Raw genomic sequence first — 13,962 nt, 5'->3', positions numbered from 1 at the left:
ATGAATGCGCCGGTCCGCAATGCGATGACGATTGACGTGGAAGACTACTTCCAGGTCTCCGCCTTTGCCCCCCATATTCCGCGCGACAGCTGGCCGGAGCGCGAATGCCGGGTGGAGGCGAACATCGAACGCATCCTCGGCATCCTGGAGACGGGCGGCGCCAAGGCCACCTTCTTCACGCTGGGCTGGATCGCCGAGCGCTATCCGCAGATGGTCAAAAAGATCGTGGCCGGCGGCCATGAACTGGCCAGCCACGGCTACGGCCACCTGCGCGCCTCCGATCAGTCGCGCGCCGAATTCATGGACGATGTGGCGCGCAGCAAGGGCATTCTGGAAGACATCGGCGGCCAGGCCGTGCAAGGCTACCGCGCCCCCAGCTTTTCCATCGGCCCCGCCAACCTGTGGGCGCTGGACGTGCTGCAGGAAGCGGGCTACCGCTACAGTTCCTCGATTTATCCGATCGCGCATGACCATTACGGCATGCCCGACGCGCCGCGCTTCGCCTTCCACCCGAACGGCAGCGCTGGCTTGCTCGAAGTCCCCATCACCACCGTGCGTATCGGCCAGCGCAACCTGCCGGCCGGCGGCGGCGGCTATTTCCGCCTGCTGCCCTATGCACTCTCGCGCCGCATGATGCGCCGCGTGAACCAGGAAGACGGCCAGCCCGCGATCTTCTACTTCCATCCGTGGGAGCTGGATCCGGGCCAGCCGCGTCCCTCAGGCATCGGCCTGAAGACGCGCTTCCGCCATTACGTCAATCTGGGCAAGATGGATGCCCGTATCAGGTCCCTGACGCGTGACTTCGCCTGGGACCGCATGGACCGGATCTTCCTGGGGCAATCATGACCTCGATTATCGAAGCGGCAGCCGAACGCCGGGCGGCACGCGCCAGGGCGGAAGCGGAGGCTGCGGCCGTGCTGGCCAGGGCTGGCGCTACGGCCGCTGCGCCGGAGCCTGTCGCCACCGGGCCTGAGCCGCGCAGCGCGGCGCCCCTGGTGCAGCTGCTGGGCGGCAGCGCCGAGGAGCGCGCGCGCTGGGACGCCTTCGTGCAGCGCAGCCCCTCGGCCACTTTCTTCCACCGCGCCGGCTGGCAGCGCGTGATCGAGCAGGCTTTCGGCCACAAGACCTGGTTCTTCTACGTCGAGGAGCAGGGCGAAATCACGGGCGTGCTGCCCCTGGCCCGGATCAGGAGCCGCCTGTTCGGCCACTCCCTGATCTCGCTGCCTTTCTGCGTCTATGGCGGCGTGGCGGCCGAGACGGAGGCCGCGCGCAAGCTGCTCGATGCGGCGGCCGAGGAACTGGCGGCCTCGCTGAACGTGGGCCACCTGGAGCACCACAACTTCACGCCCGCCCATGAGGGCGATCCTCAGTGGCTGGGCAAGGACCTGTACTACACCTTCCGCAAGGCCATCGTGGCGGACGATGAAACGAATATGAACGCCATTCCGCGCAAGCAGCGCGCGATGGTGCGCAAGGGCATCAAGCTCGAACTGCGCGGCGAAGTGGACGACAATGTCGAGCGCTTCTTCACCGCCTATGCGAACAGCGTGCACCGCCTGGGCACACCCGTGTTCTCGAAAAAATACTTCGCCCTGCTGAAGGAGGAATTCGGCAGCGATTGCGAAGTGCGCGTGATCCTGCAGGGCGAGCAGCTGGTGGCCGGCGTGCTGAGCTTCTTCTTCCGCGACGAAGTGCTGCCTTACTACGGCGGCGGCATGCCGATTGCGCGCGACGTGGCGGGCAACGACTTCATGTACTGGAACCTGATGCAGGCTTCCGCCGCCAGCGGCTACCGCCTGTTCGATTTCGGCCGCAGCAAGAAGGGCACGGGCGCCTACGACTTCAAGAAGAACTGGGGCTTCACGGCGCAGCCGCTGCCCTACGAGTACCGGCTGTTTGCCTCCAGCGAATTGCCGGACGTGAACCCGCTGAACCCGAAGTATCAGCTCTTCATCAAGATGTGGCAGAAGATGCCGCTGGCGCTGGCGAACCTGCTCGGCCCGCACATCGTGAAAGACCTGGGGTGAATCGTGGAAGACCTGCTGCTGCTGGTGCACCGCATCCCTTATCCGCCGAACAAGGGAGACAAGATCCGCTCCTGGCATTTGCTCAAGCATCTGGCCAGGCGCTATCGCGTGCACCTGGCCACCTTCGTCGATGACGAGGATGACTGGCAGTATGTGCCGACGGTGCAGGCGGTCTGCGCCAGCAGCCATTTCGCCGCGCTGAACCCGCGCTCGGCGCGCGTACGCAGCCTCGGCGCCTTGCTGGGCAACCGCGCGCTGTCGCTCGACTACTACCGCGACGAGGGCCTGCGCCGCTGGGTCGATGCCGCCATGCGCGAACATGGCATCGGCCGCATCGTCGTGTTTTCCTCGCCGATGGCGCAGTACGCCGAGCCCTATGCCCAGGCGCGCCGCGTGGTCGACCTGTGCGACGTCGATTCCGACAAATGGCGCCAGTACGCGGAGAAAAAGTCCTGGCCCGCCAGCCTGCTGTACCGCTATGAAGCGAGCCGCCTCCTGCGCTACGAGCGCCATGTCGCGGCCACCTGCGATGCCTCGCTGCTGGTCTCTGCGCCCGAGGCGGACCTGTTCCGCCGCCTGGCGCCGGAGAGCGCCGCCCGCATCGGCTGGTTCAGCAACGGCGTGGATACCGGCTATTTCGCGCCCGGGACCTTCGAGAATCCCTATGCGCCGGGTGAACGCGCCATCGTTTTCTGCGGCGCCATGGATTACTGGCCGAATGTGGATGCCGTGCAGTGGTTTGCGCAGCACGTGCTGCCGGCGCTGAAGGACGTGCGTTTCTACATCGTCGGCGCGCGACCCTCGGCGGAAGTGCAGGCGCTGGCGGCGCCCAACGTGGTGGTGACCGGCACCGTGCCCGATGTGCGGCCCTATGTGCAGCATGCGGCGCTGTCCGTGGCGCCGCTGCGCATCGCGCGCGGCATCCAGAACAAGGTGCTGGAAGCGATGGCCATGGCGAAGGCCGTGGTGGTCACGCCGCAAGCACTGGAAGGTATCGACGCCGCCGTGGGCCGCGAGCTGCTGCTGGCGGCCGATGTGCCGCAGACGATCGCCGCCATCACCTCCGCCCTGGCCGGGCCGCAGGAAGCGCTGGCCGCCATCGGCGCGGCGGCGCGGGCCCGCGTCGAAACCGCTTACAGCTGGGAAGCCCGGCTGGCCTTGCTGGACAATATGATTGCGGGTGAACTAGCTCACGAATGGATACAGGCATGAATACCGTTCCGACCATTGAACGTCCCGCCGCCGACACGGGCCGGGCCACTCCGCCGGCGCCGGCCGCCGCCAGTCCGCTGCAAGCGCTGCTGCGCGTGTATGGCGCCATGCTGCTGCCCCTGCTGGCTTACTGGTCGACGGCCTGGTCCATCGTCTCGATCTGGGAGCGTTCCGGCACCTATGCCCACGGCTATGTGATCCTGCCCATCAGCATGTGGCTGATCTGGCGCCGGCGCGACGTGCTGGCGGCAACGCCCAGCCGTCCTTACTGGCCGGCGCTGCTGGCGCTGCTGGCCTGCGGCGGCGCCTGGCTGGTGGCCAAGGAAGGCGATGTGCAGATCGTGCGCCAGTACGCCCTTGCCGCCATGATGCCGCTGTGCGTGGCGGCCCTGCTGGGAGTGCAGGTGGCGCGCGCCATCGCTTTCCCGCTGGCCTACCTGCTGTTCATGGTGCCGGTCGGCGAAAGCCTGGTACCGCCGCTGATGGACATCACGGCCAACTTCACCATCGACGCGCTGCGCCTGACGGGCATCCCGGTGCTGCGCGACGGCAACAGCTTCGCTATCCCCACCGGCAACTGGTCGGTGGTCGATGCCTGCAGCGGCCTGCGCTACCTGATCGCCTCCATTACCCTGGGCTGCCTGTACGCTTACCTGACTTACCGCTCGCCGTGGCGCCGCCTGGCCTTCATCGTGGCCGCCACGCTGGTACCCATCCTCGCCAACGGCCTGCGCGCCTACATGATCGTGATGATCGGCCACATGAGCGGAATGACGCTGGCGGTCGGCGTCGACCACATCATTTACGGCTGGGCCTTCTTCGGCCTGGTCATGCTGGTGCTGTACTGGGCAGGCAGCTTCTGGCGCGAAGACAATACGCCGCCCAGCCGGGAAGAAGCGTCGCGCGTCCAGCGCCTGGCCGCGGCGGCGCCGGGCTGGCGCCGCGCCGCCGCGGGCCTGGCCGTGCTGCTCAGCATTGGCGCCTGGCCGGCGCTGGCCTACCGTGCGGATGCCCTGGCCCCGGCTGCCCGCGCCGTGCAGCTGACGCCGCTGCCCGACGATGGCGTTGCCTTCACCAAGTGGGAGCCGGATTTCACGCCCGCCGCCGCGAAGCTGCGCGTGGTCCAGGCCACATCCACCCGGCCCGTGGGCCTGGAACTCCAGTATTTCGACGGCGATCCGTCCGGCGATGGCAAGCTCGTCAGCTCGGCGAACCGGATGACCAGGCCCGCCGACGGCTTCCGCGAAGACCACATCACCGTGCGCAACGAAACCGTGGCGGGCCACCCGCTGGAATTGCGCGAATCCGTTATCGACGGACCTGGCCAGCGCTTGCTCGTATGGCGCTGGTATTGGTTAAATGGGAAGGTGACGCAAAGTAACTATGTTGGTAAATTGTTACAAGTTAAGGGTAAATTGCTTAATGGCAGCGGCGATGGGGCCGTCGTGATGGTATTCTCACAATATGATGAGAACCCGGCGGCAGCGCGCGACGCCATGCGGGAATTCCTGAACAAGAACTTTGCCGTGCTCAGCACCACCCTGGCGAGCAGCCAGCGGCCATGAGAGTGTCCGTCATGAGTGATATCCCGCTGATTGTCCATCTGATCTACCGCCTCGATGTGGGCGGCCTGGAAGCGCAGATGGTCGAGCGCATCAACCGCATGCCGGCTGAGCGCTACCGCCACGCCATTGTCACCCTGAGCGGCTACAACCCGGGCTTTGCCGCCCGCATCAGCAAGCCGGACGTGGCGGTGTACACGCTGGACAAGCAGGCTGGCCTCTCGCTGCACACCCATGTCAGGCTGTGGCAACTGCTGCGCCAGCTGCGCCCGGCCGTGCTGCACAGCTATAACCTGGCGGCCATGGAATATGCGCCGGCCGCGCTGCTGGCCGGCGTACCGGTGCGCGTCAACGGCGCCCACGGGCGCGATATCAACGACCCGCATGGCACCAACCGCAAGCACAACACCTTGCGCCGCCTGCTGGTGCCGTTCTACGACGCCTGCTATGCCAACTCTGCCGCGATGGAAGTGTGGAACCGCGAAGTGATCGGCGTGCCCGAACCGAAAAGCCGCGTGCTGGCCAACGGCATCGATGTGGAGCGCTTCCACCCGCGCGGCCACGAGCCGCGCCAGTTCTTCGACAGCGACGCGATCGTGATCGGCAGCGTCGGCCGGGTGCAGGCGGTGAAGGACCACGCCACCCTGCTGCAAGCCTTCCTGCTGCTGCGCGAGCGCCTGCCCCAGCTGCGTGAGCGCCTGCGCCTGGCGATCGTGGGCGATGGGCCGCTGCTGGACACGCTGCGCGCCAGCGCCACGCAAGCCGGCGTGGCGGATGCCGTCTGGCTGCCGGGCGCGCGCACGGACGTGCCGGAAGTCCTGCGCAGCATGGATATTTTCGCCCTGAGTTCCCTTGCCGAGGGCACGCCGGGGGCGGCGCTGGAAGCCATGGCCTGCGGCCTGCCGGTGGTCGGCACGCGCGTGGGCGGCATTCCGGAAGTGATCGACAACGGCGTCAGCGGCATGCTGGTGGCGCCGGGCAGCGCCCAGGAAATGGCAGCCGCCCTGGAAAAATACCTCGTGGCGCCGGCCCTGCTGCGCAGCCACGGCCTCGCCGCACGTGAGCGCGTACAGCGCAAATACAGCATGGCCGCCAGCGTGGCCTGCTACCAGGAACTGTACGACACGCTGTGCGAGCGCAAGATCAAGACAAGAAGGGCAATCCCATCATGTGCGGAATAGTTGGCATCCTGGATGCGCGCGGCGGGCGCACTGTAGACGAGGCGCTGCTGCGCCGCATGAACGACACCCAGCACCACCGCGGGCCGGACGAGGGCGATACCTATATCGAGCCGGGCGTGGGCTTCGGCCACCGCCGCCTGTCCGTGATCGACATCGCCATGGGCCAGCAGCCGCTGGGCAATGAAGACGGCAGCGTGATCGGTCTGCTACAACGGCGAGATCTACAACTACCGCGAGCTGACCGAGGAACTGAAGGCGCTGGGCCACATCTTCAAGACCAAGAGCGATACGGAAGTGATCGTGCATGCCTGGGAAGAGTGGGGCGAAGACTGCGTCGACCACTTCCGCGGCATGTTTGCCATCGGCCTGTGGGACCGCAACCAGCAGGTGATGTTCCTGGCGCGCGACCGCCTGGGCGTGAAGCCCCTGTACTACGCGATGACGCCGGATGGCTGGTTCGCCTTCAGCTCCGAGCTGAAGGCCCTGCGCATGCATCCCTCGCTGTCGCACGAGATCGACCCGCGCGCGGTGGAGGACTATTTCGCCTACGGCTATGTGCCGGAGCCGAAGACCATCTACAAGGGCGCGCTGAAGCTGTCGCCGGGCTTCCGCCTGGTGCAGAAAGTGGGCGCGCCGCTGGCCGAGCCGAAGCAGTTCTGGGACGTGCCCTTCAAGCCGCACCAGGCGATGACGGAAAGCGATGCGCGCGGCGAGCTGGTCGAACGCCTGCGCGAGGCGGTGAAGATCCGCCTGGTGGCGGAAGTGCCGCTGGGCGCCTTCCTCTCCGGCGGCGTCGATTCCTCGGCCGTGGTGGCCATGATGGCCGGCCTCTCCGACGGCCCCGTGCACACCTGCTCGATCGCCTTCCAGGACAAGGCTTTCGATGAATCGGCCTATGCCCGGCAGGTGGCGCAGCAATACAAGACCGACCACTTCGTGGAAACCGTCGACACCGACGACTATGGCCTGCTCGATACCCTGGCCGGCCTGTACGACGAGCCCTATGCCGACAGCTCGGCCATCCCCACTTACCGCGTGTGCCAGCTGGCGCGCAAGCGGGTGACGGTGGCCCTGTCGGGCGACGGCGGCGACGAAAACCTGGCCGGCTACCGCCGCTACCGCTATGCGATGGCCGAAGAGCGCGTGCGCGGCCGCATCCCGGACGGCTTGCGCAAGCCCGTCTTCGGCACCCTCGGCCGGCTGTACCCGAAGGCCGACTGGGCGCCGCGCGTGTTCCGCGCCAAGACCACCTTCGAGGCGCTGTCGCGCGACCTGGTGGAAGGCTATTTCCATGGCGTGTCCATCATGACGGACAGGATGCGCGAGCAGCTGTTCTCGGACAGCTTCCGCAGCAAGCTGCAGGGCTACCGCGCCATCGACGTGATGCGCGGCCATGCGGACAAGTCGCCGACCGACGATCCGCTGTCGATGATCCAGTACCTGGACATGAAAACCTATCTGCCCGGCGACATCCTGACCAAAGTGGACCGCGCCAGCATGGCGCATGCGCTGGAGGTGCGCGTGCCGCTGCTGGACCACAAGCTGGTCGAGTGGATTTCCGGCCTGCCGCCGGACATGAAGCTGAAAGGCAGCGAGGGCAAGTACATCTTCAAGAAGAGCATGGAGCCTTACCTGCCCGACGATATCCTGTACCGCAGGAAGCAGGGCTTTGCCGTGCCGCTGGCGGGCTGGTTCCGCGGCCCGCTGCGCGAGCGCGTGAAGGAATCGCTGCTGGGGCCCAGGCTGGCCGCCACCGGCATCTTCAACCAGGCCTTCCTGCAGGAGATCGTGGAACAGCACCAGTCCGGCCGCCGCGACTACAGCGCACCGATCTGGACCCTGCTGATGTTTGAAGCCTTCCTGAGAAAAGAGATGCAGGCATGAGTATCCGTATCCTGCACGTGCTGGACCACTCGATCCCGCTGCACAGCGGGTATACCTTCCGCACGCGCTCCATCCTGCAGGAACAGCGCGCGCTGGGCTGGGAAACCTATCACCTCACGAGCCCAAAGCAGGGCGCGGTGAAGCAGGCGCGCGAGGAAGTGGACGGCCTGACTTTCTACCGCACCGAGCCCGCCTCCGGCGCGTTGTCGAAACTGCCGGTGCTGAACCAGCTGGCCGTCATCGATGCGCTGGCGAAGCGCCTGCTGGAAGTTGCAAAGGAAGTGAAGCCGGACGTGATCCACGCCCATTCGCCGGCGCTGAACGCCGTGGCCGCGCTGCGCGTGGGCCGCAAGCTGGGCATCCCCGTTGTCTACGAGATCCGCGCCTTCTGGGAAGACGCGGCGGTCGATCACGGCACCAGCAAGGAGTGGGGCTTGCGCTACCGCCTCACGCGCGGCATGGAAACCTGGGCGCTGAAGCGGGTGAACGCGGCCACCACGATCTGCGAGGGCTTGCGCGCGGAAATCGTCAGCCGCGGCATCCCGGCGCAGAAGGTCGAAGTGATTCCGAACGCGGTCGACATCGGCGACTTCAGCACCGACGGCGTGCGCGATGAAGCGCTGGCGGCGCAGCTCGGCCTGGAAGGCCGGACCGTGCTGGGCTTCATCGGTTCCTTCTACGCCTATGAGGGCCTGGACATCCTGCTCAACGCGCTGCCGGCCATGCTGGCGCAGCGCCCCGAGCTCCGCGTGCTGCTGGTCGGCGGCGGCCCGCAGGACGCGAACCTGCGCCAGCAGGCAAAAGACCTCGGCGTGGCGGATTCCGTGATCTTCACCGGCCGCGTGCCGCACAGCGAAGTGCAGCGCTACTACAACCTGGTGGATGTGCTGTGCTACCCCGCGCCACAAGATGCGCCTGACCGACCTCGTGACCCCGCTCAAGCCGCTGGAAGCGATGGCCCAGGGCCGCCTGATGGTGGCGTCCGACGTGGGCGGCCACAAGGAATTGATCGAAGACGGCCGCACCGGCGTGCTGTTCAAGGCCGGCGACGCGCAGGCGCTCGCCGCCAAGGTGCTGGCGCTGCTGGACACGCCGCAGCAATGGCCGGAATTCCGCCAGCGCGGCCGCCATTTCGTGGAAGCGGAACGCAACTGGGCCGCCAGCGTGGCGCGCTACAAGCAGGTCTACGGCGGCGTCGCCAGGAAGGCGCTGGCCTGATGAATGCCCGCATCGAACAACTGACGCCGTCCGCCGGCAAGGCGCAGGCCCTGACCCGGATGGCCCTGGTCGGACCGCTGCCGCCGCCATCGGGCGGCATGGCCAATCAGTCGCTGCAGCTGGCAAAACTGCTGCGCGCGGAAGGTATCGACGTCACGTTCGTGCAGATCAATGCTCCCTACCAGCCGGCGTGGGCCGGCCGCATCAAGGGCGTGCGCGCCGTATGCCGCATGTTGCCTTACCTGGTGCAGCTGTGGCGCGCCGCCGGCAAGGTGCAGCTGATGCATATGATGGCCAATTCCGGCTGGTCCTGGCACCTGTTCGCGGCGCCCGCGATCTGGATTGCCCACCTGCGCGGCACACCCATCGTGGTCAACTACCGTGGCGGCGAGGCGGACAATTTCCTGCGCCGCTCCGCCGGCTGGGTGCGCCCCAGCATGCAGCGCGCCACCTCGCTCATCGTGCCATCCGCCTTCCTCGAGCATGTGTTCGGCAACTACGGCTTCACGCCAAAGATCGTACCCAATATCGTCGACCTGTCGCGCTTTGCCGCCGCCCCAAGCGGCGGGCAGCGGCCGGCGCCCCACCTGCTCGTGACGCGCAACCTGGAACCGATCTACGACAATGCCACCGCGCTGCGCGTGCTGGTCAAGGTGCGCACCCGGTATCCCGACGCGCGGCTGACCATCGCCGGCTCAGGCGAGCTGCGCGCGGAACTGGAACAGCTGGCGCAGGAACTGGGCGTGGCCAGTCACGTAACTTTCACCGGCCGCGTGGATACGGTAAACGTGCCGGCCCTGTACCGCTCGGCCGACATCATGCTGAATCCCAGCCTGATCGATAACACGCCCAACTCGGTGCTCGAAGCGCTGGCCAGCGGCGTGCTGGTGGTGAGCACCAATGTCGGTGGCGTACCCTATCTGGTGGAAGACGGCAGGACCGCGCTGCTGGTGCCGCCGCAGGACCCCGATGCGATGGCGCAGGCGGTATTGCGCCTGCTGGAAGACCGTGCCCTGGCCGCGCGCCTGCGTGACGCCGGCACGAGCTATGTAGAGCAATACTCCTGGGCCAGCGTGCGTCCGCGCCTGCTGGCCGCATACCGAAACGCGCTGGGAGAATGCCAATGAATATGCCTACCCAACCGGGCAACGACTGGTACACGTCGCTGGTGGCCGGAGTCCTGTTCCCGGCACACGAATCGCTGAAACAGCACCAGAGCGTGGCCGTGCGGCGCCACCTGGAAGAATCGCAGTACTGGCCGGCCGCACAATTGCAGCAGCACCGGATGGACAGCCTGCGCGCCCTGCTGGTGCGCGCGGCCGAAAAGGTGCCGTATTACCGCGACATCTTCCAGCAGATCGGCTTCGATCCGGCGCGCGACCTGCATTCGGTGCGCGACCTGGCGCGCCTGCCGCTGCTGGGCAAGGACGAGATCCGCGCCAACCAGGACAGGCTGAAGGCGGAAGACGCCAGAAACCTGGTGCGCTACAACACGGGCGGCTCGACCGGCGCGCCGCTGACCTTCTACGTGGGCAAGCACCGCGTCAGCCACGATATCGCCGCCAAATGGCGCGCCACGCGCTGGTGGAACGTGGATATCGGCGATCCGGAAATCGTTATCTGGGGCTCAAATATTGAACTGGGCGCCCAGGACCGCGTGCGCATCTGGCGCGACCGCCTGATGCGCACGGAACTCATGTCGGCCTTCGCCACCACCAATACCGGGCTCGATGGCCATGTGGCGCGCATCCTCAAGCGCAAGCCGCGCATGCTGTTCGGCTATCCGACCGTGCTGGCCCGCATCGCCGCCCATGCGCAGGACAAGGGCATTCGCCTGGACAACCTGGGCATCCGCGTCGCCTTCGTAACTTCCGAGTGCCTGTATGACGGCCAGCGCGAGCAGATCGAGCGCGTGTTCGGCTGCCCGGCCGCGAACGGCTATGGCGGACGCGATTCGGGCTTCATCGCCCACGAATGCCCGGCCGGCAAGCTGCACATCACCGCCGAAGACATCGTCATCGAAGTGCTGGGCACCGATGGCCAGCCGCTGCCCGATGGCGAATCCGGCGAAATCGTCGTCACCCACCTGCGTTCGGGCGATTTTCCCTTCATCCGCTACCGCACCGGCGACGTGGGCGCGCTCGATACCGAACCGTGCACCTGCGGCCGCACGCTGCCGGTCCTGAAGGAAATCCACGGCCGCACCACGGACTTTCTCATCATGCCGGACGGGACGTTGATCCACAGCGCGGCGCTGGCCTATGTGATGCGCGATATCCCCGAAGTACGTGCCTTCAAGATCATCCAGGAAACGCTGGACTGGACGCGCGTCCAGGTCGTGTTCGACGGCCCCTTCGGCGACGCCGAGCGCGAGCGCATTGCACGCGGCTTCCACGCGCGCATGGGCGATGCGGTGCGCATCGAAGTGGAGCAGGTGAGCGACATCCCGCCGAGAAGTCCGGCAAATACCGTTATTGCGTGACCAAGTTGGAAACACCATGGAATACCTATACCAAATAATCTCCGCACTGCCGGCCGCTGAAGGGAGGGCGCCGCAATGAGGGACATACTCGTCACGCTGATCGTATTCGGCTCGCTGCCCTACATCTTCAAGCGCCCCTACTATGGCGCCATCATGTGGATCTGGATCAGCGTCATGAATCCGCACACGCAGGGCTGGGGCTTTGCCCGTGAATTTCCTTTCGCGGCCATCATCGCCGTGACCACGCTGCTGGCGATGCTGAGCAAGCCCAAGGAGATACGTTTTCCCGACAGTCCCGCGGTCAAGATATTCCTGCTGTTCGTGCTGTGGATGGTCATCACGACGGCGTTCTCCTTCTACCCGGAGGACAACCTGACGGCGCTGAAAAAGGTCATCAAGATCATGGGCATGACGCTCGTCATCTGGATGCTGGTGCGCAGCCGCGAGGAAATCGAAGGCGTGATCTGGGCGGTGGCGATCTCCCTGGGCTACTACGGCGTCAAGGGCGGGATTTTCACGATCCAGACCGGCGGCCAGTTCCGTGTCTGGGGACCTTACGGTACCTTCATCGACGGTAATAACGAGATCGCGCTGGCCCTGATCATGACGGTGCCGCTGATGCTGTACCTGCTGCGTCCCATCCAGAACAAATGGTACCGCCGCGCGATGGTCGCATCCGCCGGCCTGTGTGCGCTGGCCTCGTTGGGCTCCTATTCGCGAGGCGCGGCCGTCGCATTGGCGGGCATGCTGTTTGTGCTGTGGCTGAAAAGCCCTCGCAAGGTGCTGCTCGGCACCATCATGGTCATGCTGATTCCGTTGGCGCTGATGTTCATGCCACAGCAGTGGCACAACCGTATCGACACCATCGACAATTACGAGCAGGACGGGTCGGCCATGGGCCGTATCAATGCCTGGAAGATGGCGTTCAACCTCGCGAACGACCGTCCCCTGGTCGGTGGCGGCTTCAATATCTACGATCCCTTCATCTTCAACCGGTACGCGCCCAATCCGGAAGACATCCACGCCGCGCACAGCATTTACTTCCAGGTGCTTGGAGAGCACGGCTATATTGGGCTGCTCCTGTATCTGCTGCTCTACCTGGCCGTGTGGCGCGAAGGGGCATGGGTGCTGCGTCATGCCCGCGGCATGCCGTCGCTGGAGTGGGCCACGGCGCTGGTGCGGATGATTCAAGTGAGCCTGGTAGGCTTCATGATCGGTGGCGCCTTCCTCAGTCTGGCCTACTTTGACGTTCCTTATTATCTGATGGTGGCCATGGTCGCGGCTCGTAAGCTGGTGGAAGAGGAGATCAAGGTTGGCCATGCGCCGCTGGCGGAGGAGGAAGAATTGGCGCAGGCTGAGCCTGCACTGGTCGTGGCCGGGGGAGGTGGCAGGTGAGTTTGCGAGATTCCGGCCTGCGCACCGGGCTGCCCCTGTTGCCAAAAGGTCTCCTCAGTCTGCTTTCGCCTGGTGGGCCGCGCGGGCTGTCCATTTTGATTTATCACCGTGTGCTGCCGCGCAAGGATCCCTTGTTCCCTGGCGATGTCGACCGCATCGAATTCGACCGTCACATGGCCCTGGTGCGTTCGCACTTCAATGTGCTGCCGCTGCGCGACGCCGTCCGCTTGATGCGGGAAGGCCGCCTGCCACGCCGCGCCGCCTGCATCACATTCGACGATGGCTATGCGGACAATGCCGACATCGCCTTGCCCATCCTGCAGAAGCACGGACTGCATGCCACGTTCTTCATCGCCAGCGGCTTCCTGAATGGCGGCCGCATGTGGAATGACACGGTCATCGAAACCGTGCGCATGGCGCCCGGCGATGTGCTGGATGCCACGGAACTGGGCCTGGGCCGTCATGCGCTGGCCAGCGTGGAAGACAGGCGCACGGCGCTGCATTCCCTGATCGGCCAGCTGAAGTACCGCGACATGGAAGAGCGCCAGCAACTGGTCGACGCGCTGTCGGCCAAGGCCGGCAGGGCGCTGCCGGCCGACCTGATGATGGACACCGCCCAGCTGCGCCGACTGCACGGCGCCGGCATGCACATCGGAGCACACACAATGAATCATCCAATCCTGGCGCGCATCCCTGCCGCGCAGGCGCGGCAGGAAATTGCCGGCGGACGGGCGGCGCTGCGGGAATTGCTGGATGAGGAGATTCCGCTGTTCGCCTACCCGAACGGCAAGCCGGGCACCGACTATGGCGCGGAGCACGTCGATATGGTGCGGGACCTGGGCTTCGAGGCTGCCGTCTCGACCGCCTGGGGCACTTCCCGGGGCCGTTCCGACTTTTTCCAGCTGCCCCGTTTTACGCCCTGGGACCGCAACCGGTTCGGTTTCGTGCTGCGCCTCGCGCGCAATCTGACGCAAAATGCGGTCACGGTGTAGGAGCTGCTG

At 65.9% G+C, this 13,962-nt stretch carries 9 protein-coding genes and 2 pseudogenes; all 11 read left to right on the top strand.

The features are described from left to right. The 11 genes and pseudogenes from ACHMW6_RS33625 (at window position 1) to ACHMW6_RS33575 (ending at window position 13,953) form a co-directional block, all read left to right on the top strand. Window positions 1-846 carry an XrtA system polysaccharide deacetylase gene (locus tag ACHMW6_RS33625; RefSeq protein ID WP_395403719.1) on the top strand — a complete coding sequence of 282 codons (846 nt, stop codon included), beginning with the start codon at window positions 1-3 and terminating at the stop codon, window positions 844-846. Next, a complete protein-coding gene (locus ACHMW6_RS33620) occupies window positions 843-2,027 on the top strand; it encodes a FemAB family XrtA/PEP-CTERM system-associated protein (protein WP_395403717.1) in 1,185 nt (394 codons plus the stop codon). Before ACHMW6_RS33625 ends, ACHMW6_RS33620 begins: the two co-directional genes overlap by 4 nt. Window positions 2,028-2,030: 3 nt before the next feature. Then, window positions 2,031-3,239, top strand: a complete 1,209-nt coding sequence (locus ACHMW6_RS33615) for a TIGR03087 family PEP-CTERM/XrtA system glycosyltransferase (RefSeq protein WP_395403715.1) — start codon at window positions 2,031-2,033, stop codon at window positions 3,237-3,239. Continuing rightward, the gene (gene xrtA / locus ACHMW6_RS33610; RefSeq protein WP_395403713.1) at window positions 3,236-4,804 is read left to right on the top strand and encodes an exosortase A; all 1,569 of its coding nucleotides are present in this window, start codon (window positions 3,236-3,238) and stop codon (window positions 4,802-4,804) included. The genes ACHMW6_RS33615 and xrtA overlap by 4 nt, the downstream gene beginning before the upstream one ends. A gap of 11 nt (window positions 4,805-4,815) precedes the next feature. Then, window positions 4,816-5,982: a TIGR03088 family PEP-CTERM/XrtA system glycosyltransferase gene (locus ACHMW6_RS33605; protein ID WP_395403711.1), complete on the top strand. Its 1,167-nt coding sequence runs from the start codon at window positions 4,816-4,818 to the stop codon at window positions 5,980-5,982. Beyond that, window positions 5,970-7,866, top strand: a pseudogene (locus ACHMW6_RS33600) (XrtA/PEP-CTERM system amidotransferase). The gene ACHMW6_RS33605 and the pseudogene ACHMW6_RS33600 overlap by 13 nt, the downstream one beginning before the upstream one ends. A gap of 2 nt (window positions 7,867-7,868) precedes the next feature. After that, window positions 7,869-9,084: pseudogene (locus ACHMW6_RS33595) on the top strand (TIGR04063 family PEP-CTERM/XrtA system glycosyltransferase). Further along, window positions 8,967-10,211, top strand: coding sequence for a glycosyltransferase family 4 protein (locus ACHMW6_RS33590; protein WP_395403709.1), 1,245 nt, complete (start codon window positions 8,967-8,969; stop codon window positions 10,209-10,211). The pseudogene ACHMW6_RS33595 and the gene ACHMW6_RS33590 overlap by 118 nt, the downstream one beginning before the upstream one ends. Continuing rightward, window positions 10,208-11,566 carry a phenylacetate--CoA ligase family protein gene (locus ACHMW6_RS33585; protein ID WP_395403707.1) on the top strand — a complete coding sequence of 453 codons (1,359 nt, stop codon included), beginning with the start codon at window positions 10,208-10,210 and terminating at the stop codon, window positions 11,564-11,566. The genes ACHMW6_RS33590 and ACHMW6_RS33585 overlap by 4 nt, the downstream gene beginning before the upstream one ends. 75 nt (window positions 11,567-11,641) lie before the next feature. Further along, window positions 11,642-12,961 (top strand): putative O-glycosylation ligase, exosortase A system-associated, encoded by a 1,320-nt coding sequence (locus ACHMW6_RS33580; protein ID WP_395403705.1) that lies wholly within the window; start codon window positions 11,642-11,644, stop codon window positions 12,959-12,961. Next, complete coding sequence (locus ACHMW6_RS33575) at window positions 12,958-13,953, top strand: polysaccharide deacetylase family protein (RefSeq protein WP_395403703.1); 996 nt, start codon at window positions 12,958-12,960, stop codon at window positions 13,951-13,953. Before ACHMW6_RS33580 ends, ACHMW6_RS33575 begins: the two co-directional genes overlap by 4 nt. The last annotated feature ends 9 nt before the right edge of the window (window positions 13,954-13,962 follow it).

Source organism: Pseudoduganella sp. UC29_106 (assembly GCF_044055365.1).
Classification (GTDB): Bacteria; Pseudomonadota; Gammaproteobacteria; order Burkholderiales; family Burkholderiaceae_D; genus Rugamonas.
Note: the sequence above shows the minus strand (reverse complement) of the source record. Positions and strands in the feature narration are given on the sequence as shown.